The 22,341-nt window shown below is 35.4% G+C and carries 20 protein-coding genes; 8 read left to right on the top strand and 12 right to left on the bottom strand.

Annotation, left to right across the window (positions count from 1 at the left end; translation table 11 throughout):
• Window positions 1-75: 75 nt before the first annotated feature.
• From B2Z27_RS10765 to B2Z27_RS10735, 7 genes are all read right to left on the bottom strand, one after another.
• Entirely contained in the window at window positions 76-825 is a 750-nt protein-coding gene (locus tag B2Z27_RS10765; protein WP_286813662.1) for a LytR/AlgR family response regulator transcription factor, read from the bottom strand.
• 6 nt (window positions 826-831) lie between these two features.
• Window positions 832-3,864, bottom strand: a complete 3,033-nt coding sequence (locus B2Z27_RS10760; protein ID WP_286813661.1) for a sensor histidine kinase — start codon at window positions 3,862-3,864, stop codon at window positions 832-834.
• Window positions 3,865-3,907: 43 nt separating this feature from the next.
• Window positions 3,908-4,936, bottom strand: a complete 1,029-nt coding sequence (locus B2Z27_RS10755; RefSeq protein WP_286813660.1) for a hypothetical protein — start codon at window positions 4,934-4,936, stop codon at window positions 3,908-3,910.
• A gap of 9 nt (window positions 4,937-4,945) precedes the next feature.
• On the bottom strand, window positions 4,946-5,839 hold the full coding sequence (locus B2Z27_RS10750; protein WP_286813659.1) for an SH3 domain-containing protein: 894 nt from the start codon (window positions 5,837-5,839) through the stop codon (window positions 4,946-4,948).
• Window positions 5,840-5,863: 24 nt separating this feature from the next.
• The gene (locus B2Z27_RS10745; RefSeq protein ID WP_286813658.1) at window positions 5,864-6,421 is read right to left on the bottom strand and encodes a hypothetical protein; all 558 of its coding nucleotides are present in this window, start codon (window positions 6,419-6,421) and stop codon (window positions 5,864-5,866) included.
• Between the two features lie 236 nt (window positions 6,422-6,657).
• Window positions 6,658-8,805 carry a VIT and vWA domain-containing protein gene (locus B2Z27_RS10740; protein ID WP_286813657.1) on the bottom strand — a complete coding sequence of 716 codons (2,148 nt, stop codon included), beginning with the start codon at window positions 8,803-8,805 and terminating at the stop codon, window positions 6,658-6,660.
• A 148-nt stretch (window positions 8,806-8,953) separates the two neighbouring features.
• Window positions 8,954-10,390, bottom strand: coding sequence for a hypothetical protein (locus B2Z27_RS10735; RefSeq protein WP_286813656.1), 1,437 nt, complete (start codon window positions 10,388-10,390; stop codon window positions 8,954-8,956).
• 192 nt (window positions 10,391-10,582) lie between these two features.
• Between B2Z27_RS10735 and B2Z27_RS10730 the strand changes: the two genes are divergently transcribed.
• Complete coding sequence (locus B2Z27_RS10730; RefSeq protein WP_286813655.1) at window positions 10,583-11,041, top strand: pyridoxamine 5'-phosphate oxidase family protein; 459 nt, start codon at window positions 10,583-10,585, stop codon at window positions 11,039-11,041.
• A gap of 24 nt (window positions 11,042-11,065) precedes the next feature.
• Here B2Z27_RS10730 and upp read toward each other — a convergent pair whose 3' ends face one another.
• Together upp and B2Z27_RS10720 are read right to left on the bottom strand one after the other, a co-directional pair.
• On the bottom strand, window positions 11,066-11,725 hold the full coding sequence (gene upp, locus B2Z27_RS10725; RefSeq protein WP_286813654.1) for a uracil phosphoribosyltransferase: 660 nt from the start codon (window positions 11,723-11,725) through the stop codon (window positions 11,066-11,068).
• Window positions 11,726-11,833: 108 nt separating this feature from the next.
• The gene (locus tag B2Z27_RS10720) at window positions 11,834-12,595 is read right to left on the bottom strand and encodes an SDR family NAD(P)-dependent oxidoreductase (protein ID WP_286813653.1); all 762 of its coding nucleotides are present in this window, start codon (window positions 12,593-12,595) and stop codon (window positions 11,834-11,836) included.
• Window positions 12,596-12,800: 205 nt separating this feature from the next.
• Between B2Z27_RS10720 and B2Z27_RS10715 the strand changes: the two genes are divergently transcribed.
• Genes B2Z27_RS10715 through B2Z27_RS10705 form a run of 3 tightly spaced genes read left to right on the top strand, consistent with a single transcriptional unit; the run spans window position 12,801 to window position 15,371 of the window.
• The gene (locus B2Z27_RS10715; RefSeq protein ID WP_286813652.1) at window positions 12,801-13,646 is read left to right on the top strand and encodes a universal stress protein; all 846 of its coding nucleotides are present in this window, start codon (window positions 12,801-12,803) and stop codon (window positions 13,644-13,646) included.
• A gap of 16 nt (window positions 13,647-13,662) precedes the next feature.
• The gene (locus B2Z27_RS10710) at window positions 13,663-14,505 is read left to right on the top strand and encodes a universal stress protein (protein ID WP_286813651.1); all 843 of its coding nucleotides are present in this window, start codon (window positions 13,663-13,665) and stop codon (window positions 14,503-14,505) included.
• Window positions 14,506-14,531: 26 nt separating this feature from the next.
• Window positions 14,532-15,371, top strand: coding sequence for a universal stress protein (locus tag B2Z27_RS10705; protein WP_286813650.1), 840 nt, complete (start codon window positions 14,532-14,534; stop codon window positions 15,369-15,371).
• A gap of 27 nt (window positions 15,372-15,398) precedes the next feature.
• Here the strand turns inward: B2Z27_RS10705 and B2Z27_RS10700 are convergent, their stop codons facing one another.
• A complete protein-coding gene (locus B2Z27_RS10700; RefSeq protein ID WP_091603035.1) occupies window positions 15,399-15,698 on the bottom strand; it encodes a thioredoxin family protein in 300 nt (99 codons plus the stop codon).
• Window positions 15,699-15,811: 113 nt separating this feature from the next.
• Here B2Z27_RS10700 and B2Z27_RS10695 point away from each other — a divergent pair, with 113 nt between their 5' ends.
• From B2Z27_RS10695 to B2Z27_RS10680, 4 genes are all read left to right on the top strand, one after another.
• Complete coding sequence (locus tag B2Z27_RS10695; protein WP_286813649.1) at window positions 15,812-16,645, top strand: universal stress protein; 834 nt, start codon at window positions 15,812-15,814, stop codon at window positions 16,643-16,645.
• Between the two features lie 5 nt (window positions 16,646-16,650).
• A complete protein-coding gene (locus B2Z27_RS10690) occupies window positions 16,651-17,499 on the top strand; it encodes a universal stress protein (RefSeq protein WP_286813648.1) in 849 nt (282 codons plus the stop codon).
• Between the two features lie 64 nt (window positions 17,500-17,563).
• Window positions 17,564-18,403 carry a universal stress protein gene (locus tag B2Z27_RS10685; protein ID WP_286813647.1) on the top strand — a complete coding sequence of 280 codons (840 nt, stop codon included), beginning with the start codon at window positions 17,564-17,566 and terminating at the stop codon, window positions 18,401-18,403.
• Window positions 18,404-18,717: 314 nt separating this feature from the next.
• Window positions 18,718-19,356, top strand: a complete 639-nt coding sequence (locus B2Z27_RS10680) for a hypothetical protein (RefSeq protein WP_286813646.1) — start codon at window positions 18,718-18,720, stop codon at window positions 19,354-19,356.
• Window positions 19,357-19,367: 11 nt separating this feature from the next.
• On the opposite strand, the gene cls is transcribed toward B2Z27_RS10680, so the two are convergent.
• Both cls and B2Z27_RS10670 read right to left on the bottom strand, forming a co-directional pair.
• Window positions 19,368-20,777 (bottom strand): cardiolipin synthase, encoded by a 1,410-nt coding sequence (cls, locus tag B2Z27_RS10675; protein WP_286813645.1) that lies wholly within the window; start codon window positions 20,775-20,777, stop codon window positions 19,368-19,370.
• Between the two features lie 405 nt (window positions 20,778-21,182).
• Window positions 21,183-22,341, bottom strand: a 1,159-nt coding sequence (locus B2Z27_RS10670; protein WP_286813644.1) for a heavy metal translocating P-type ATPase, incomplete at its 5' end; no start/stop codon positions are given.

The following is a 22,341-nucleotide window of genomic DNA, read 5'->3' as shown; positions in this document are numbered from 1 at the left end:
TGGTATTGATTTTAAATAATTACAACCATTACAATATAGAGACTAAATTTTATAATTTTCTAATTAATCTTCCCCTTACCGATGCATCTTATCCAAAATCTCAATAATCTCAGTTTTCTTACGGACAGATACAGGTACGTTCTCTCCATTCTTCAACATTAAATAACCGCCATCTGTTTTGATATAGGCGCTGATGCATTGTAGATTGACCAAGTGACTTTGGTGTACACGAACAAAATCGTGACTACTTAATAAATCGGCAAAGTATTTTAGGGTCTTTGTTACAAATATCTTTCGTTTATCTTGAAGGTGGAAAATGGTGTTATTACTGTCGGATTCACATCTGATAATATCGTCTAGACTGACAATGATAATTTGATCTAGTGTATGTAACGATATCTTATTCGGCTTTTTCTCCGGAGCCTCAATAGTTTCCTTTAAAATCTGCAAACGCTCGTTATTAGGCTGTAACTGCTCTTTTGCTCTAGATATCGCTAAACTTAAATCTTCGTTGGAATAGGGTTTTAACACATAGTCGATTGCAGCAAATTTAAAGGCACGTATAGCAAACTCATCACTTGCGGTTACAAATATGATTTTCGATTTTAAATCTGGAAAAATCTCTAAAATATCAAAGCCTGTACCGTCACCTAACATGATATCTAAAAACAGTATGTCGGGCTGATTTTTACGCAGTACTTTTGCGGCTTCCACTACACTCTGCGCCGTGGCGATAATTTCAATTTCTGGGTGCTGCGTCTCAATATCCCTTTTTAAAAGGGTTAAGGCGTCAATCATATCTTCTACTATAATCGCTGTATGCATAGGAATTTAATAATCTGTTAGTAACGGTATTTTAAAGGCAATCTTGGTACCTTCAACGCTACCATCCTCATTTTTAATTTCAGTGATATGCAAGGTATTTTTACCCGCAATGGATTCCAATCTTTCTTTGGTAACGGTCAATGCCATTGATTGATGGTCCGTTTTTACCTTTTCGTTCTGCGATTTAAAAATACCCAATCCGTTATCAATAATACTACAATGTAAATGAGTTTTTGAAGTCGTGAAGCCTATTTCCAATTTCCCTTCCTTTTCTCCTTTTAATATTCCGTGACGTATAGCATTCTCCACAAATGGCTGAATAAGCATGGGCGGTATCAATATTTCTTCGGCATCGGGAGTGGTTTTAACTTTTATCGAGTATTCAAAAGGCTTTTGCGCCATTAACTGTTCTACCTCTATGTAGTGTTTTAATGCTTTTATTTCTTGGTCTAGACCGATATGCTCTTTTCTTGAATTTTGTAGTGTTTCCCGTAACAGTATGGCAAAACTATTTATGGTAGCATCCATCTTATCTGGTTTGGTGCCTGCCATTGCCTTTACACCATTTAAAACATTAAAAATGAAATGCGGATTCATTTGTAACTGCAGCGCTTTTTGCTCTAAGGTCAACAAATAGTTTTGTGTTTTCAAGCGTTCTTGTTCCGCTCTATTTTTTGCCTTTATCTTACGTATATACCACCAACCAAAGCCTAGCAATAGCAACACCGCCAATGCCAAAACCGACCATTGAAACCAGTCTTTTTGATATAGCGGACTATCAATGAAAAAACGGAATACTATAGGCTCACTTTCTTGCCATCTATAATTTCTTGATTGTACCGAAAAGGTATGTGCGCCATACGCCAAACCTGCAAAATTTTGCTTATTCTCCTTTACCCAAGGGCTCCACTCATTATCATCTAACCGAGTTCTATACGCTACTTCGTTTGGGTGGTCAACATCTACTGTTCTAAAGGAAAAACCTAACTGTGTTTGATCGGGAGTTAACTGTAATACCTTGGTCGTATTCGTCCAATCTTTTAAAATCAAGGAATCAATGCTTTTATACCGCTCTTCTACTCCCGTAAAATATACTTTTGGTGCAGCCGCCGTTTTTTTACTTTCACTAGGGATATGCTTGGTTAACCCATAAATAGCACCAAACCACAAATTGCCATCCTCATCTTTATCGACCGCATTTAAGCAGGTTTCTATACCTAAGAATCCGTCGTTTCTACCAAAATGATAGATATCTACAATTTCGTTCGTTGCACTAAGTTCTATTTTATCTACACCGCGTTCAGAACCTGCCCACAGGTTGCCTTGGTCATCAAAAATAAGCTGATATATATTATTAGACGATAAGCGTTTACTACCCTTTAGCTGCTGAAAATTTACCGGATTCGTACTGTTAGCATACCAAATTCCCTTACCTGAAGTTCCCAAGAATATAGTATCATCACGAAACAAAATAGAACCGATTGCAGTTTGTTCTTCCAAGCCTGTTTCTACAGTTGTCACTTTATTATTTTCTATATACCCCAAATGACCCTTTTGGGTTGCGTACCAAAGTTTACCATCGGCAGCTTTTACCATGCTTTTAATGAGCATATCTGTAATACCATCTCTACTAGAAAAGGTTTTGCCAATGACCAGACTGTCTTTATCGGAATAATAGTTGAATTTCACTATACCATGGGCATAGGTTGCCGCCCATATGTAATCATCGTCTGCAATTACTGTTCTAACCCAATCGGAAGGAAATCCTTTGCTTTCATCAATGACATGATTTGCCGTGCGCTCTACCGAAACCGTATCAATCTGTATAAGGTAATTTTCGCTCGATGAAAACACCAAGCTGTCGACCATCTTGGTCTCTCTAAAAAGCAAGCCTCTATTATCCGACCCTGCCCAAATATTTCCCTTGGCATCACTAGTAATGGTCTTGATTTTTACATCGAAAAAGGTACTCTCGTTTGGTAATGGGTGAATGCCCTCGGAATCAATTTTTGCCAAGCCTTTTTCCGAAGTGGAAAACCATAATCCGTCCGGAGCGTTATGTACCGCATAAATGCGATTACCCTTTAAGCCTGTTCCTTGATCATAATGTTTAAAATTGTTCTGAAAATACTTGTAGAATCCGCCACCTGATGTAGCAATCCAAATATTGCCGTTTTCATCATTTATGACCTTTCTTATGTGCGGTGTTGCCAAACCACTGGCAGTATTCAATCTTTTTATTTCTGAAAATGTTGTGGTCTCTACAATGGTAACTCCCTCATTATCTGTAGTTATCCACAACTCATCTTCATTTTGAATTGACATGGAATTTATACGTGAGGGCTCCGGCATTAAAAAACGATTATCGGTTGTAGCCTTATCGATTATAAAGACACCATCATCAAAAGTTGCTGCAATAATATGATTGTCATGAGCTATAACCGACTTGAAATTATTCTTCTCAACTTTTATAATTTCGGTAGTATTATCACCTAATTCTTTTAATTTCCACAAAGCTTTGTTGGTCGCTAGCCAGTAATAATTTCCATCAAAAAAAACCGAATTGATTTCACTATTGTCAATTTCTGAATTGAAATTAACCTTGCTCACCAGCTTATTTTTGCTGTAGGTATAGAGTCCATTTTTGGTCGCTAAAAATAACTGACCATCAACTGGAAAAAATTTAAGTATTTGCGGAGCCTCTAGATTAACAAAGTTGTTTTTTACTTTTATGGAAAGTCCCTTTTTTGTTCCAATAAACAAGGAGTCGTTAACGGTGTAAAGTGCATCTATATAATTAGAAAGCAAGCCATCACTTTCATTCCATACTTCAAAAATTTCTCCGTCAAAATTTGCCAGTCCGCCACCTTGAGTCCCTAGCCACAAGTAGCCCATATCATCTTGTACAATATCATATACCTGTGATTGCGGTAAACCATCTGCAATGGTATATGACCGTAGCTGACTGTTTTGCGCAAATAATGGTATTGTTCCAAAACAACAGCAAACAATCAAAAAGTATTTAATTATCAGATTCAAAAAAAACGGATTTCTTTTACGTAATAAACTAACGCCAATGCTACTATAATATTTGATAAAGCGAACGGTCTTCTACCGACACATTTTGGTACTCATTAGCACCATTAGACTGCAAAATAGGTGCCAATACGCACAGCACCGTGGTTTTTCCTTTTATAATTAGCGTATTGCCATTTACCGAACTTCTCCAACGGAATTTTTCTATCGGAACTTGCAAGGCAAACAATACCTCCGCCATTTCTGGGGATTCTGAAACCCAATCCATGATAGCTTCCTTATCTGCCAATTTAGGCATATCGTTGCTGTTGTCAAAAGTAAATTCCCATTCAACCGGAATATTAAATTTAAAACTATAAGCCTCACCAAATGAAGACTCCTGTCTAGTGGTTAAAGCAGTTAACCAATCTATATGTACATCTGGGTAGTTTTCTCTAAATTCTTGGGATAGAAATGCTGGTCCTTTAGACTCTGCCGTTGGGTAATACCCATAGTAAGGTTTTGCCAGGTAATGTTCTGCATATTTACCGCCAAACACATTAAAATAGGGCGATGCACTTACTTGACCTACCTTAAAAACATGCTTCAATTCTGTTAATAATGCTTTGTTTTCTCCCAATCCACATGAATGAAAAATAATCTTGGTATTGCCTGTATATTCTTTGCAAATGGTTTCTATGTTATATTCCTTAACTGCATGTTCTAAACTCTTTAAAGTAATACGTTCGCCATTTTCCTTAATTCTCATAGACATTCCTAACCAGGCATTGCTATGGCTTACTACGTGAATTTCTTTAAAGATAACTTGGTTTTCCCCTGCTTTGTTGATGTAAGCGATTATCTCATTGATGGTATGCAAACCCTCTACAATAGGCATTCCCTGTTTTTGAAAATACTGTTTTGCATTGCTGTAATAGGTATTGTCACTCTCATCAAAACCAGCTATAAATACGATAGATTCCTGAATGCTTATGTTTGATAAAGCAAGTGCCGTTTCCAACTGCTGCGAAAACGGCTTCTTGCCACCAAGCATTAGCACACTCACCAATACGATAATAAAACACTTGTTCATCATTGCTTTATTTTAAAAGTCTATACTTACTACGGCATTGTCTTCTATTTCACGGTTTTCTTGCTTTTTTATCAGCTTAGATCCGTTCCATATATACGGCGTGGTAATAAATTCTACATTATTTTGAGCCAAAGCATCATCCAAGGATTTTATGTTCTTTGTAATCGTTGTTTTCAACAAAATGGTACTCTTAACTCCTTGCATATCCGAAGGAAAAACAAAAGATTCCGTCTTTAAATAATTGCTATCTGCATAGTCAATTAAACTTGCTACTTTCTTAAATCTGCCATTGTTCCAAAACACATAGCTCTTCCCTACTTGGTAACCGGTATCCGCATCGGCTAAATCTACTGTAATCACATCTTCTACATTGAACAAACCAAGACTACCATGGTTTTCAATATGAGCCGGTATAGCAGACAAACTATCTAACACCATTTTATCTAATTGCTGACCGTTTTTAAAGGCACGTAATTGGTACTTTACCTCGGTTATACCTGCTTCGTTTGTTGTACTGCTTTCATAACCATACACAAACTTCACCTGGTTATCCGCAATACTTCCAAAAGACTTCTGAGCAATCATTCCGCCCCAAACCCATCCGGTCTGGTCACCTGTGGTTACTCTGTACCAATGGCTTTTGATACCGTCTATTTCCTTGGCGTACAGACTCTTTTCCCACAACACCATTTTAGTACCAATATTAAGCAAGGTTACTTTTTTACTACGCACCGATGGCTTTTCTCGTAGAAATACCTTGTGTGCCAATAAATACTCATAGGTTAATTCTTCGGCTGGAATTTCTTTGTCCATAACTTCAAACTCTACTTGTTCTACACTTTGTGCAAATAAATTTGCAACTACAAATAAGCAAATGAACAGGACACTTTTCTTTACATTTTTCATGTTTTTAAATTTTAAGGGTTATTACTAATTAATTGCTGTTATAGCATCTTCTGTATCAAAGTCATCATCGTTCCAAGCAATGCTTCTTAGCACTTTTATGTCTTTGATCGTATATTTTTCCGTGTATTGTAATGCGGCTCTTAGAATAGTTCCTTCCTTGCCAAAAGACTGGTTAGGAAATATGTAATGTATGTCTGAAATAGGTTCGTAGGCATACTCATTTTTTATACTTGGCAGGGCAATGACCCCATCTTCACCAACCAAATAATAGAACTCTTTTGTACTTGAGCAACATGCATTATACTCAAGGGTTATTTTCAAAATTTCTGTGATTCCTTCTAATGCCGGTTCTTGTAAAACCGAGATTCTTATTTCATCTAACAAACCAAAATCTGTAATATTCAAGGTGGCAATAGTCTTCTCTGGATTTTTGGTTTCAATGACATCTACCGCCCAGGTGTCTTCTTCCTCTTGCCCAACGGTTCTTTGGTTAGTAACATCATAGGTATTGGTTAGTTTAAACTCTTGTGCATTAGTGGCACAAACACAAATTACGAACGCAAAAAAGATGAATTTTCTCATGATAATTATTTTAGTTGTTTTCTTTCTACACTACTAAATTACTACGGAGACAAGGCTTTTATAAGGGTGTTCTAGTATTCGTAGCTATTCATCTATAATTCGTTGAATAGCCCGTATTTATTCAAGTTTTAACATGTTTATTCTTCAATTAATCGCAAAAGAAAAACCTGCAAAATGACACACATCTTACAGGTTTTCTTCTCCTTTTGGAGAACCAACTAACCAAAACTAACTACCTATTTTTTCAATGTTAATGTGATTTCTTTATTAACGGATTTTAAACTTATTTTTTCAAAATCCAACAACATACTTTCATCAACTGTCCAGCTGCCATTCTCAAATTTTTCTACACGTATAACCTTGCCTTCAGCATTGAATTTTATACGCAGACTTTCATACTTTTTCAAGTATTCCGAAACTAATTTAGCATACATCACTTTAAATTCCATCGTTAACTGTCTTTTTACATTCTTTGCTATCTCGTCTTCAAAAATGATGTTGAACGAACGTTTGAATTTGCTGGTTTCTTTGACCTCTGCTTCTGCTCCTACGGCAGAATTGTTTACGTTATCTGGCATTGGCAACGGCTGTTTTACTTTCGTCAACGTACCATCTTTATTGACTATGGCTTCATCAACCGCTACAAAGGAGGTGTAATTCGTCAGCAAATTATATTTGAGTCCTAGTGCCACCACCTCAGCTTTCACATCTTCACTAAATAGCCTCTTGTAATCATCCAATTCCCCTATTCGCTTTCTAGCCCACAAATAACCCAAGGCTTTGTTCTGCTTGCTTAATTGTCCGTCAGTTACGTTAAACACTTGTCTAAAACGTTTTTTACCTTGATATCCAGTGACGATAATTTTCCCTTCTGCCTTACCCTTATATTTGCCGTGAACCACAACCGGTCTTGCTGCAAATACATCTGGTATGCTCTTTTGGGCAAGGTTATACATATTAAACCCTTTGGATTCAATCTTTACTCGTGTCAATAATGGAGTTGCTATATAATTTGCAAAGTCTTTAGCCACTTCTGCAGCTTCTTCAGACGTTGTGGCAATGAACGATTCGCTGTTAGAAACCTTTGCCATACCTTCAACTAAATACCTATTGACACTAGAACCGATACCAAAAGTGAAGACACTGGCTTGGTCTAGATTGTTACGTATAAGTTCAAAGGCTTCTTTTTCAACGCTTACATAGCCATCGGTAATGACCACCATAGATCTTGCTACGCTCATATCTTTTCTAGGCAGTTTATATGCTGTTTGCAGCGCACTTAACAATTGTGTGCCTCCACCGCCTTGACCTTCCGATAAAAACCGGATTGCCGCCTCTATATTCTGCTCGTTGATTTCTACAGGCACTGCGCTAAACATAGTAGAACTTGATGCAAACAGTTGTACATTGAACGTATCCGTTATTCGTAAACCACATAAAAGGTTGCGCATTAAGGTTCGCGATACTTCTAAAGGATACCCGTTCATAGAACCCGATACATCAACGATAAACAAATATTCACGTGACGGAATATCGTCTAACACCACATTCTTATTAGGTTCCATTTGAAAAGAAAAAAAGTTTTCTTCTTCGCCTTCGTATAACAATAATCCGGTTTGTATTTGATTGCCCCTTAAATTGTATTTCAAGATAAAATCTCTGTTCGATGGATTTTTATTTTCTTCTGATAATACAATCTCGGCTGTTTTCGCATCAGGATAATCCACTGTAATTTCGTGTGATGCACTATTAACATATTGAATGATCATACCTGCGTTTAGCCTGACCGAAATATCGAAATCAAAACTATCTGCAATACCTTTTACCGTGTATGGCATTGCAAAACCACTTTCTGTTTCAGTACTTTCCCCAGTAAATCGTGGACCCACTACGGCAGGTGCTACAAACTGATATTCGCCATTTACAGGCTCCAACATTTCGGTGTAGTAAATGTCAATGGTTATTTCATCGCCAGGCATAATATTGCCCACATTCATTTGAAATACATTGGGTCTATGTTGCTCTAACTTTGCAGCACGCTTACCTTCTTCAATGGCGGTATCGTATACTTTTTTAGCTTCTTGCTTTTCAAAAATTTTGGCAACTACAAGTCGGTCATCAACAATCATATGCATTTTATGAACCGCTGCCTGTGTAGATAGCGGAAACACATACTTGGCTTCTATAGGTTCGGCTCCTTTGTTTTGATACACTTGTGTAACCCGAACATGGGCAATGGTACCGGCTATGTTTGCTTCTGTTATGGAAGATTTTAAAGGTATAATGGTGTTCTTGGTAGAGACCAATAAATACGGACTGTCAGTATCTTGGGAAAAACCTGCAAAGCAGATTGTGCACAGTAAAAAGGTATAAAGTAGTTTCATGATCGTTGTATTAGATTATTATTTGAAGTCAAATCTAACAGTGAACAATCGCTAAAAAGGGTGGCTTTTAGTATTCGTTGGGTATTATCTAGAATTCGTTAGTGATACTTATATTATCTATTTACAGGGCTAAATAGATATGTAAAACTTAATTTAATGAGAAATTCTTAAACGTAATTTCGTCTCCAGATTCAGGACTTACTACCAAGTTTAGTCCTTGATCTGTATATTCTCCAATAATTAAAAAACGTCCTTTTGCATTTAAAGATTGAATATAGTTTTCAAATTTAGCATCGTATAAAGAGGTATAGATTATACTTCTATCGATACCAAGATTTTTTATTCCGTCTGAGTTTATCTTGTACTCTGCAGAAAGTCCGTTGAATTTTTTAGATTTTCTAAAGAAGTTATAATTCTTGTATTTCTTGGAAGCTTTAAGTTCTCCAGAATTCTTGTCAAGCACATAAAAATCGCAATAATTTTTTCCTTTGGTGGAGTATACAGAAACTCCAATAAACGGTTGATATACATCAAATGTGAGGAATCGATTATAACTGTTTATATAATGAAAGCTTGTTTCAGAAAAAATATGATTTTTACGCCAAACTAGTTCCCCTTCTTTATCATATTTTTGAATTAAGATACCTGAATCACCTTTTTTAGGTTTGATTCCGGCATATACATAATAAGATTTTTCAACAGCATCATATCTTATATCACCTTGACTTTTGTCATTTGCAAAAGTATGAGTGTCAACATCAGTTTTACCTAAAGAATTTCCAAAACCAGAATTATCTGATGTGGTCGTTTGATCAAAGCCTCCGTTCTCTAAGTTTACAATAGCGAATTTTTCACTTTCAGGATTATCAACAGAAAAATTCAATTCTACTTCTTTTAATTTTCTTCCCGTGATACTATACGTTGCAACAATATATGATCGTTCCGTTCTACTAGTTTCTTTTATAAAAGACATGACAACTGAATCTTCATTATAATAAAGAACTTGGGTATTATTGTCTTTTAATTCACATTCTTTGGGTGCTACAATAGGATATACCTTAATAGTACCAGATTTTAAATCTTTAGCAAACATGAAATAGGACAATGATAAAATATCCTTATTCTCTATTATATTATTCCATGAAAACTTTAATTCTTTTCCTTCAATTTTTTTACCAATACCTATAAATTTTGTGTCAGTTAAAAATTGATGATAAAGGTCAATACTCTCAAATTCTCCATCATCAAATGTAATTGGCTCACTGCTTCCTATTGCCAAATCAAATCTATCTTTATATATAAAAGACTTACCATTATCGGAAGGATATTCAAATTCATATCTTTTTATATCATCTTCATTTGTAATCGTGCTTAGCAATTCCAAATTGGCACCCCATACTCTATACCTAGATTTATAATCCATTTTTTTTGCAAGTTCTAATGTATAAAAGTGACCTTTCTCTGTAAAACCGAAATCTTCAATAGTAAAGTTGTCTTCTATACTAACTTGTTTTTCATTTTGAGCTTGAACTGGATAAAAACAAAAAAATATTATTATGAATGAAAAAATAAATGATTTGAACATCGGTCGGTTTTTAATGTATATAGTTTAGGTTAACACTCAACGCAATTCTCTTTACAAAATTGTTTATACTGATGTATCACTAGGATGCTAATCTTTTGAAAATAAGTTTTTTCAACTACCTAGCTGACCAATATCATGTGCCACTAAATCAATGATGTATACTTTTAACAAATCAACAAACAGCAATTGGTCATGAGAAGAAATATGAATCAAGAAGAATGTAAGGCGTTATTAGGGCAAAACTATATTGGCAGGCTTTCATACCTATCAGGAGGTCACCCATTCATTGTGCCTATTACATTTTACTACGATCCTGACACGCATTCCATTACCAGCTATTCTAGTGAGGGACACAAAATTCAAGAAATGCGAAAGAATACCGCGGTTTGCTTGGGAGTTGATGAAATAGCTTCCATAGCCAATTGGAAGTCCGTTTTAGTTCAGGGTACCTTTGAGGAGCTCTCTAGAATTGATGCCAAACATATGCTACATGAATTTTCGGATGGTGTTAAAAAAGTAATTGCAACCCTTTACGGTGAACACCCAAAATATATAAGTGAGTTTTCTGCAAAAATTGATGCCGAAGAAGCGCCGATCGTATTTCGTATTAATATTAATGAACTGACCGGAAAGTTAAGAAGTAGGTGTTAAATTTAACACGAACGCCAATATAGGTTATACCTCTATTTTAGGTCCGTAAGCCAAATCACCGGCGTCACCAATACCAGGTATGATATAACCACGAGCATTCAATTCCGGATCTACTGCCGCAATCCATAAATGCGTTTGTGCCGGGAAAACGCTTTGTACAAATTCAATACCCTGTTGCGAGCCAATAACAGAAACAATATGAATCTGTTTGGGTGTGCCATGGTCCTTTAGACCTTTTAACACATTTTCCAAAGTTCTACCGGTAGCTAACATAGGGTCTGTTAACACCAATACCTTACCTTCCAGAGACGGTGCCGCAAAATAGTCTACCACGACTTCAAAATCATCTTCATTATTTTCATGTTTACGGTAAGCAGATATAAACGCATTTTCAGCCGCATCAAAATAATTTAAAAGCCCTTGGTGCAATGGTAAACCTGCTCTTAAAATAGAACATATAACAACTTGATCTTGACTTAAATACATAGATTTATTACCAAGCGGAGTTTCTATATCTTTAGAACTGTAAAGCAACTCTTTACTGAACTCATAACCTAGCACCTCCCCTATACGCTCTATATTTCTACGAAATCGCATGGGATCTTTTTGAATCTGTACATCGCGTATTTCCGAAATAAACTGATTGAGAACAGAATTTTGGTCTCCTAAATTATGAATGGTCATTATTGCTATATTTTAATTCTAAGGTACTGCTTTCAAAAATAAAACTTGACAGTTTAAATGTGGTTATTTATACTATCAAGTTTTACAAAAATTAAGATTAACTAAAATTTAGGCATATATCATACCTCCATCAATAAGATGTGTGCAACCTGTTATATATTTACTCTCATCCGATGCTAAAAACAGAGCCAGTTCAGCTACTTCTATTGAGGTGGCATAACGACCAAAAGGTACTGTAGCCGTAAAACCATCTTTAACAGCATTTGGGCTATCAGGAGACATATCACTTTCTATTCTTCGCATCATTTCATTATCTACAGGACCTGGATGAATAGTATTTACCCTTATAGTTTTAGATGCATTTTCCGCAGCCGCAACGCGCATTATACCTACTACGGCATGCTTTACAGCTACATATGCGCCCAAACCCGCAAATCCTTTTAAACCTGCAACAGATGATGTAATGATAACACTACCACCCTTTTCCATTTTAGGAATTATGTATTGACACCCTAGCCAAACACCTTTTAGGTTTACCGCAACTACCTTATCAAACACATCTTCCGGATATTCTACAATAGGCCTTGAAATGCCTTCTATGCCAGCATTTGCAAAGAAAACATCAATTTTACCAAAGGTCTCCAAAGCATGGTTCAAATACTGAATAGTATCTTCTTTCTTAGAAACATCCGCTTTAAAGTAAGACACATTTTTATTATGGAGTTTAGTACGTGCTTCAATTATGGCTTCTTCATTATTATCTACCAAAACTACTTTCGCACCTTGTGCCAAGAATAATTTTGCCGATGCCATACCAATACCACCCGTACCTCCTGTTATTACCGCTACTTTATCTTTTAATCTGCTCATCTTTACATATTTTATGGTTATTGAATTACCATTCTTCTATAAAGGTAATTTGTTGAACAATAATATAATATGACGAATATCAGTCATCAACAAGTGCTAGTTTTTTTCTTTTAAATTACTTATATATCATATTTGGCTCATGATATTTATCATAGGATTTTTTTATGCACTCCTTTACTTTTAAATCATCAATAAAAGGTAAGCCATGAAAAATATTCTCATACCCACTGACTTCTCTAACAATGCCGAACACGCCATCTCGTATGCATTGAATGTGTTTAAATGCGAACGCGCAAATTTTTACTTTTTACATGCGTATGCCGATGAAGTTTACGGACCTTATCATAAGGTAGATGCAGAAACATTTGAGAAACAGAAGAAGATTATTGCTGATGATTCTGAAAATAAACTGAACAAACTTGTTACCGAAACCCAAACTAAAACGCATAACCCTTTACATAAATATGAAGCAGTACCCGCTTTTGAATCTTTGGTAGATGCCTTGAACAACTTTGCCGATCTAAAAAATATTGATCTTATCATAATGGGTACCAAAGGTAAAACCGCCAGCTCTAAAATAACCTTTGGCAGCAATACCGTACAAGTTTTTAAATATGTAAAATGCCCTGTTTTGGCAGTCCCTGACCAATATGACTATACTCAACCTAAAAAAATACTTTTCCCCAGTAATTACATGATACCGTACAAACGAAGAGAATTGAAGCTACTGGATATTTTAGCGGGAGAGTTTAAGGCAGAAGTTCATAGTTTATATATTTCTGATTTTGTTGATTTAAGCCATAGGCAGTTGGACAATAAAAAATTCTTGGAAGAATCATTACCTCACGCCAGGTTATCATTTGTGACCAAAGGTGTAGAAAATAGAGCCAAAGCCATCTCAACTTATATTACCGATCATAAAATGGACCTTTTGGTCATGGTAAATTCAAGACACTCCTTTCTGGAAGATATGCTGTATAAATCTACTATTGATGAAATTGGTCTTTCACCAACCATTCCGTTTTTGGTCATGCAAAACCTTTCTCGATAACTAATCTTCTATAGCCATGAAAAATATATTGATAACTACGGATTTCTCTGATAATGCATGGAACGCCATTTTTACCGCATTGAAAATATATGCAGAAGTCGAATGCCACTTCTATTCACTTCATGCTTATGAGCCTACCCCTTTAAATCTTATGGGTGCTAAAAGTCAGCAACGACTTGGAGCAATATATGATTCTCTTTCAAAATACTCGGCTCAAGAATTAGAAGAAGTACTATCCTATTTAAAAACAAACCATAAAAACCCAAAGCATCAATTTACGACCTTGTCAAAACCGGGAAACTTAGAAACCGCGGTTGAGAACGTTATCCATAAGAATGATATAGATTTCTTAATAATGGGTACACAAGGTGCTACCGGTGCCAAAGAGGTTTTCTTGGGAAGCAACACCGTAAAAGTCTTAAAGCATATCAAGAACATTCCTATTCTAACAGTACCTACCGGACATAATTTTCAAAACTTGACCCAAGTAATCTTTGCTACGGATTATAGTTCAGCTTATAAGAAAAGTGTATTAGAGCCTATTCTAGAACTTTCTAAAATATGGAAAGCTTCTATTGAAATTGTACATGTTGCTTTGGAGTTTAATTTAAACGACAATCAAGAATTACATAAAGATGTGCTTAGAGAAAGACTCAACGGTCAAAAATATAAATTCAGTAACATACCGTTCATCATAAACATATCTACTAGTATTGATGAATATGTAGGTAACAATACTGCGGCAATTCTTAGCTTAATTAGACATCAACATACATTTTGGGAGAAAGTTATAGGAGAACCGGTTGTCAACAAAATTGCGTTTCATTCTAAAATTCCGGTTTTGTTTTTGCCCCAATAATAATTAGTCAAAATTAAACGGTCACCATGAAAAACATATTAATCCCTACCGATTTCTCCGATAATGCCTGGAACGCTCTTTTATACGGAATTACATTCTTCAAAAAAACGCAATGTACCTTTCATCTTGTGCACATCAACGCTACAAATACCAATTCTAGTGGAGAAGCTGCATTATATGTTTCACCAGATATTTTAGAAGAAACCATACTTGCAGAGCCTAAAGAAAAATTACAGCACCTATTAAAGAGAATTGAAAAACTTCCATTAAATGCAAAACATAATTTTAAAGTTCAGGCGATATATGGTTTTCTCATTAATGAACTAAAGACTTTGGTGATCAATAAAAAAATCGATTTAATAATTATGGGCACAAAAGGTGCCACAGGACTTAAATCAGTATCCATAGGTAGTAACACCGGTAATGTTATTACCAAAGTTCCCTGTAATGTAATGGCTGTACCTGAAAATGCATGTTATGAAAATATTCAGGAAATTGGTTTTCCTTCAGATTTAAATATCGCTTACAATATCAAAGTCTTGGAAACGATAAAAGATATAATTCTTTTAAAAAGATCTGCCTTACGCTTACTTTATATTTCTGGCGCAAATGAAGCGTTGAGCCAAAATCAAACTAAAGTCAAAAATTTCATATTAGATTATTTTAAGGATAATGTTTGTACCTATCATAATATCACAGGAAAAAGCATAGACGAATCAGTACAATGTTTTACCGAGAGCAGAAATCTTGATATGGTAATCATGGTGGCAAAAAATCTTAATTTTCTAGAACGAATTCTATTTAGGCCAACAGTTGAAAAAATTAGCTACCATACCAAAGTACCATTTCTGGTTATACATGAGTAACAAAGAAGGTTTTATAGCAAAAGTACTTTAACGATGTTCATTTATTGCTAATCTAATATCCTCAATGGGCATAACACCTGTATGCCTCCACATGGGTAAACCGTTCTTGAACAACACCAAGGTAGGTACACCCTTAATTTTATATTTTTTTACAATTGCCTTTTCTAGCTCTACGTCTATTTCAAGACTATTGATCGCTGTTGCCCCTTCTTCTACTATTTTCTCCACTGTTGGCCTCATAAGTTTACAGGGTACACACCAAGATGCAAAAAAGTACACCAATGTGGGATTTTCCGAGGCTATGGTCTTTTTAAAAAGCTTTCTCATTACACACCACTTTTATACTATATAATAACCAATTAAATACTTTTCAATACTGACGAATATCATACTATAATCTACCTAATGAAGGTAACTTTATTCTATTAAATTATAGTATTATGACACGTATTTTACTACCTACAGATTTTTCTGAAAACGCATTGACCGCTATACGGTATGCCCTAACACTATACAAAGATCTTAAATGCACATTTTTTCTATTGAACAGTTACATGCCGCCGGTATATCATACTGAATATTTAATGGGGAGTCCGGCACAAATTGGTCTTGGAGATATTGTGCAACAAAACTCGCAGGATAATCTTGAAGCACTAAAAAATACACTAGAAAAGGAATTTAATAACCCCCTTCACACTTTTATCACCCATTCTGCTCTAAATGTACTTTCTAGCGAAATCACTAGAACCGTAGAGGCAGAAAAAATAGATATCATTGTCATGGGTACGCAAGGTGCTTCTGGAGCTAAGGAAATATTATTGGGCACCAATACCGTACATGTCATTAAAAATGCAAAATGCCCAGTTTTGGTCATCCCTTCTAGCTTTGAATATGAAGCTCCAGAACAGATACTGTTTCCCAATGATTTTGAGGTATGGCTAGACAAGAAAAGTTTGGAACAACTACTGAAAATTACCCATTCTCATATCTCTCAGGTAAATGTAATGCATGTTTACACAGGCGATGAATTAAATCCGATACAAGAAAAAAATAAAGAACAACTTGCCAAGGTGTTATCCGAAAGTGGCTTTTTTCATGAAGTACCCAGTAATGAAGTTATTGCTGCCATCAATGAATTTCAGATCAAACAAAAAATAAATTTATTGGTAATGATACAGAACAAACACACCTTTTTTGAGCGTTTGTTCATTGAGCCTGTCATTAAGAAAATAGGCTTTCATGTAACCGTTCCATTCTTGGTAATTCCACAATAAAAGCTATGAAAATTAAAAATATACTTGTTGCAACGGATTTCTCCAATGAAGCGTATAATGCCCTTTTTTATGCAACACAGATTTTCGCCGAAAACCAATGTACTTTCTACCTGATCAATGCATATGATGACATTGTGGTCAGTGCCAAAAATGCATTATTTACAGGTCAGAAAGTTTTAAAAAAGCTTGAAGCCACCTCAAATGAAAACCTGACCAAAACCGTTCATAAAATTATTTTGGACACAGCTAACGACAAGCATTTATTCAAAACCATTTCCAGCAAAGGAAGCCTGTCTACTTTAATTTCAAAAACATTGGTGGATTACAAAATTGACCTCATTGTTTTAGGCAATAAAGGAAAAACAGGAGCCAAGGAACTGTTTATGGGCAGTAATACCATACAGATCGCGAATACCATTACACAGTGCCCAATCTTGGCAATACCCAAAGAAATTTCATTTAAACCTATAAAAGAAATTGCCTTTGTGACCGATTATAAAAAAGGGTGTACCAAAAGCACGCTATCTATGTTATTGAACATTGCAGCCATTACAGACGCCTCGGTAGCGGTTCTTCATATCAATGAAGAAGAAATAATGTCTCCCAAACAAATTTCCAATCAGAAATTACTGGATAAATGTTTGTTCCACATACCACATAGTTATGATGAAATCTGGAACTACGCAGACAAAGCCAATGTTATTCAAGATTTTATAGTTGAAAGAGAAATAAATATGCTGGCAATGTCTTATCACCGTAGAAGGTTTTTTGAACGTTTTTTACATGAACCGGTCATTATGGATTTAAGTATCTATGCTACAGTTCCGTTTTTAATACTACCTGTACAGGACTGATATATATCATAGTAAATCAAATGGTTAGCGCATATATTTATTGAACCATCTAAATCATTCCATAATGAACAAGCGTATTTTAATACCTACGGATTTTTCAAAAAATGCACTTAATGCCATAAGGTACACTATAGACCTTTATGCAAAACTTAATTGTGACTTTTACTTTCTAAACGTGTTCAGTTTTGAAAAATATACGACCAATAGTCTAAATATACCTGAAGAAGGAAGTGCAGAATACCTATTAGCAAAACAGGAATCAGAAAAGAAACTTGATAAACTGATCAACACTCTTAGCTTACATGAAGAGAACTTTAAACACAATTATTTTACAGAATCTACAGCGAACTTTCTGTCAGAAGCCATTAAGCAAAATATAAAAGAGAAAGATATTGATTTGGTCGCAATGGGGACCAAAGGGGCTACAGGCTCTAAAGGTGTCTTATTTGGCAGTAATACCGTTATGGCCATGGAGAAAATTAGAGAATGCCCTGTACTAGCTATACCTGAGCATGTTTCTTTCATGTCGCCTAAAGAGATTGTTTTTCCAACAGATTTTAAAGATGTCTATAAACGATCAGAGTTTAAATACCTTATAGAGTTGGCTAATATGCACAATGCCGAAATTGCCGTATTGCATTTAGAAAACAATAAAGAACTTACAGAAACCCAATTAAGCAATAAACAATTATTATCATCTATTTTAAGTGAGACTAAACATCAATTTCATACCTTAAAAGAGAAGAATTTGGGCAAGGGTATACAGCTTTTTGTTGAAAGTAGAGAAAGTGATATGGTGTCTTTCATTAACCGAAAACATTTCTTTTTTGGTAGTGTCTTTTCTAAACCATTGATTAAAGAAATTGGTTACGACAGCGATGTACCCATTTTAGCATTACACTAATACGTTTCTTTGGTATTTACATTTACCAAAAAATGAAAATCATATAAGCATTTTAGACATTTTTAGTTGGTTAATGTCTAAAACCAAACCGTCAAAGAATTCTTTTCATTGGCGGTTTTTTATTCAAAAATATTTGTTGTAAGATTTAGAAATGCCAACGATGGAACTGCCATATTCCAAAACTAGAAGAAAGTATTGACCTATTTCTATAAAACAGTCTAATAAGTTTCTGTACTACAAAAGTGAACTGACAATGGTCATTTTTACAACCTTGAATATAAAGTATCTTCGACAGAAATAAAACATACTGTGTCATGAAAAAGTTTATGGTTCTGTTCTCTTTAATGTTGATGGGCTGCTCATCTATCAGTTTAGTTGAAAATTGGAAAAATCCGGATATAGTACTTTTCAATGCCAATAAAGTACTTATAGTTGGCATGGCACAAGATAAAAATAACAGGGAAAGCTTTGAAACCAAACTACAGTATGAGTTTTCTGAAAGAGGGGTTGAGGCATGGCGAAGTATTGATATTTTCGACTTATCACTTACAGATTCTCGTAAAACCGAAACCGAATTGGACAATGTAGAACAAAGCTTACTAGATAAGGATTTTGATGCTATTCTATTGACCAAAATCACAGGCTCTGAAAATCGTGAAAGCTTTGTAAAATCTATTTCTAGATGGGATGACCACCAATCTAGGTTCAATGACGATTACTTAGAACATCAAGGTATTTATTACGATGACAACTACTATGAAAAATTTACTGTTTACCATGCAGAGACTACCTTATATTGTATCTGCGAAGGAAAGGAAAGAGCCATGATTTGGCGTGGCATTATTGAAATAACAGAACCCGATAATATTGAAAAGGCAATAAAAGACTATGTGAAAATGGTTATCATAGCTATGGAAGACCAGGATTTGGTCTTTACTTCCCAAATAGAATAAATACTATTATATTAGAACAACGGACTAAGTACCCTGCCTATCCCTTCCTGTAATTTCTTGGTCCACTTTCTTTTTATGTATTCTTCGTAAATCAATTCATTACTGATACTACAATCTTGTAAAAAATCTTCTTTTAAAAGTTCGGCCATATGTTTGTGGTACATAATAGCATTGACCTCATAATTCTGTTCAAAACTACGGTCATCTAAATTTGCCGTTCCAACAGATGAAACCGCATCATCACTTACCATTATTTTACTATGTAGAAATCCATCTGGAAATAGATAGATTTTTATACCAGCTTTCAAAAAAAGTTCAAAATAAGAATGTACAGACCAACTTACTACTTTATTGTCTGCATTCTCAGATACCAGTAGCCTAACATCTACCCCACTTAAAGCCGCAGTCTGTAAAGCTCTTATCAATGCCTGACCTGGTATGATATAGGGGTTGGTGATATAAATATAGTTCTTTGCCATGTTAATAATGGTAAAATAGGTTTGCTCCAATGCCGGAAAATCATCATCCGGTCCGCCTGCAACTATTTGTACCAATTCATTAGTTATAGGCTCAATAGAATCGTTCTGCTTTATTGCTATAGGCTCTAACAATTGTGTACTGACCAAATACCAATCTGTCATAAATACTTGGTCTAATTGCGTTGCAGCAGCACCAATAAGTTTTAAATGCATATCATGCCACTTACCCAAACCAACTTGCCCTTTAAGGTATTTATCAGATATATTTATTCCTCCTGTAAATGCAATTTCACCATCGATTACTATAATTTTTCTGTGGTTTCTAAAGTTTAGGGAATAAAAATATCTACCGAACTTAAAAGGTAGAAAAGAATAAACTTCTACCCCTATTTTAATTAATTCCTTTAGATATTTCTTACTCAATGAGAAACTACCAATGCCATCATATATTAACCTTATTACAACACCTTCAGCTATTTTTTTCTCGAACAATTCTAATAACCTAGATGCTAAATCACCTTCTTCAAATATGTAATATTGAATATGAATTCGTTTGGTGGCGCATTCCAAAGCATGAAAAATAGTCTCAAAGGTTGTTTTACCGTCTTTTAAAATAGTTAGGTCATTGCCCGAAGTAGGCGGAAAATGTGAATTCCTATAATTTAGCGCCATCAATTTTTTATACCTACCATTGAATTCATTCACATGCTGATGACTAGGTTTAGGTTGTTTGTTAAAAAGGTCTTTTTCCAGTTCAATTAGTTTATACCTTCTTCTGTTTCTGCCCAACAAGAGGTAAAGGAAAATTCCACCAATGGGCATAGCAAATATTGCAAGCAGCCACGCCAAACTTTTGGTTGGTTTTGCCCCGTAAAGTAAAATTGACAGCACAATAGTAAATGCCACAACTACGTAAATACCTATAAATATTGAAGTCCACATCGTTTATGCCATTTTACTAACCATCAAAGTCCAGACTGCTATTAATGCGCAAAATAAGATTCAATTTTCAAAGAAAATATGATAAATATTAGTCTAACAATTTCTCGCTTTTCTTTATTGTCCATTGCTATATAATTGAATATGATCAATATAACTCGTATGAACCCTCAAAAGTTATTGTGGATTATACACAAGGAGATAATATAATACGATACCTCATTCTGATAAAACTCCTAAAATTTCACATATGTAGCTATATGGATATTGGAATGTACAGCAGGATAGCCAAATAACAAAGTCTCTTTTTAAATTATACAAATAATTCTATTATATTCTTTATTTATAATTTCAGAATACAAATGCAGTTATTGACGACAATTAGATGTATCCTGATAGCTTAACATATTATCTATTTTTGTAGCCCAATAACCTTAACGCATTGATAACTACAATTAGCGTAGAGCCCTCATGAATAGCCACGGCAATGCCAATACTAGCCCAACTCATTATAGTTGCAGGGATTAACAGTGCTACCACCCCCAAACTAACCCATAAATTTTGCTTAATAACCGACTTTGCTTTTCTACTCAAACCTATTGCAAATGGAAGTGTTTCTAACTTATCTGCCATTAGGGCTATATCTGCCGTTTCTAAAGCCACATCACTACCTGCTGCACCCATGGCAATACCAACAGTACTATTTGCCATTGCTGGAGCATCATTAACGCCGTCACCAATCATTGCGAGTTTATTTTCCTGTTGTGCAAGTTTTTTGATGGCCTCTACTTTTTCTTCTGGAAGTAGACTTCCAAGCGCTTCTGTTAACCCAATTTCCCTAGCTACGGCATCTGCCACTTTCTGATTATCACCGGTTAGCATTATCATTTTTTTAATACCAATTTCCTTTAACTGAGCAAGGGTTTCCTTGGCTTTTTCTCGAGGCGTGTCCATTAGCCCAAGCATACCTATAAATTCATCATCTCTTTTTATTAGCATAGTGGTCTTTCCTTCCCCTTCAAGTCTTCTTACCTTTTCCGAAACTTCGCTTGGAACACCATTATGAATATCTTCAAAAAGTTCTAAATTGCCTATGTAAATAGTATCTCCTTGATAGTTAGCTTTTATACCTTTTCCTTGAACGGCTTCCAAATCATCTGCATCCGGAATCTTAACGTCTTTACCAAGCTTTTTCGATCCATCCCTTACTACAGCCTTCGCCAAAGGATGATCACTCAATTCCTCTACGGCAACAGCTATTTCTAACAATTCTTTATCTCCAATATTTCCAAAACTTTCAATATCGGTAAGTTTTGGTTTTCCTTCGGTAAGTGTTCCCGTTTTGTCAAAAGCGAGAGCGGTAAGTACCCCTAAGTCTTCCAAGGGGCGACCGCCTTTTATCAAAACCCCGCCTCGTGCTGCTCTTGCCACACCACTCAATACAGCAGATGGCGTAGATATAGCCAAGGCACAAGGACTGGCTGCCACAAGTACCGCCAGGGAACGGTACAGGCTTTCATTCCAAGTTTCATCAATGACCAGGAAAGCAAAATTCAATAGTATGACC

This window comes from Maribacter sp. UBA3344 (assembly GCF_002362375.1).
GTDB classification, from domain to species: domain Bacteria; phylum Bacteroidota; class Bacteroidia; order Flavobacteriales; family Flavobacteriaceae; genus Maribacter; species Maribacter dokdonensis.
The sequence above is the reverse complement of the archived record's forward strand: the minus strand, read 5'-3'. Positions and strand labels throughout refer to the sequence as shown.

Excerpts from the sequence above, each read along its gene's own strand:
- B2Z27_RS10680 (WP_286813646.1), top strand. The coding sequence starts at position 18,718 with ATGAAAAAGTTTATGGTTCTGTTCTCTTTAATGTTGATGGGCTGCTCA.
- B2Z27_RS10765 (WP_286813662.1), bottom strand. The coding sequence starts at position 825 with ATGCATACAGCGATTATAGTAGAAGATATGATTGACGCCTTAACCCTT.
- B2Z27_RS10755 (WP_286813660.1), bottom strand. The coding sequence starts at position 4,936 with ATGATGAACAAGTGTTTTATTATCGTATTGGTGAGTGTGCTAATGCTT.
- B2Z27_RS10690 (WP_286813648.1), top strand. The coding sequence starts at position 16,651 with ATGAAAATTAAAAATATACTTGTTGCAACGGATTTCTCCAATGAAGCG.
- B2Z27_RS10685 (WP_286813647.1), top strand. The coding sequence starts at position 17,564 with ATGAACAAGCGTATTTTAATACCTACGGATTTTTCAAAAAATGCACTT.
- B2Z27_RS10715 (WP_286813652.1), top strand. The coding sequence starts at position 12,801 with ATGAAAAATATTCTCATACCCACTGACTTCTCTAACAATGCCGAACAC.
- B2Z27_RS10730 (WP_286813655.1), top strand. The coding sequence starts at position 10,583 with ATGAGAAGAAATATGAATCAAGAAGAATGTAAGGCGTTATTAGGGCAA.
- B2Z27_RS10750 (WP_286813659.1), bottom strand. The coding sequence starts at position 5,839 with ATGAAAAATGTAAAGAAAAGTGTCCTGTTCATTTGCTTATTTGTAGTT.
- B2Z27_RS10695 (WP_286813649.1), top strand. The coding sequence starts at position 15,812 with ATGACACGTATTTTACTACCTACAGATTTTTCTGAAAACGCATTGACC.
- upp (WP_286813654.1), bottom strand. The coding sequence starts at position 11,725 with ATGACCATTCATAATTTAGGAGACCAAAATTCTGTTCTCAATCAGTTT.
- B2Z27_RS10710 (WP_286813651.1), top strand. The coding sequence starts at position 13,663 with ATGAAAAATATATTGATAACTACGGATTTCTCTGATAATGCATGGAAC.
- B2Z27_RS10700 (WP_091603035.1), bottom strand. The coding sequence starts at position 15,698 with ATGAGAAAGCTTTTTAAAAAGACCATAGCCTCGGAAAATCCCACATTG.
- cls (WP_286813645.1), bottom strand. The coding sequence starts at position 20,777 with ATGTGGACTTCAATATTTATAGGTATTTACGTAGTTGTGGCATTTACT.
- B2Z27_RS10720 (WP_286813653.1), bottom strand. The coding sequence starts at position 12,595 with ATGAGCAGATTAAAAGATAAAGTAGCGGTAATAACAGGAGGTACGGGT.
- B2Z27_RS10740 (WP_286813657.1), bottom strand. The coding sequence starts at position 8,805 with ATGAAACTACTTTATACCTTTTTACTGTGCACAATCTGCTTTGCAGGT.
- B2Z27_RS10745 (WP_286813658.1), bottom strand. The coding sequence starts at position 6,421 with ATGAGAAAATTCATCTTTTTTGCGTTCGTAATTTGTGTTTGTGCCACT.
- B2Z27_RS10735 (WP_286813656.1), bottom strand. The coding sequence starts at position 10,390 with ATGTTCAAATCATTTATTTTTTCATTCATAATAATATTTTTTTGTTTT.
- B2Z27_RS10705 (WP_286813650.1), top strand. The coding sequence starts at position 14,532 with ATGAAAAACATATTAATCCCTACCGATTTCTCCGATAATGCCTGGAAC.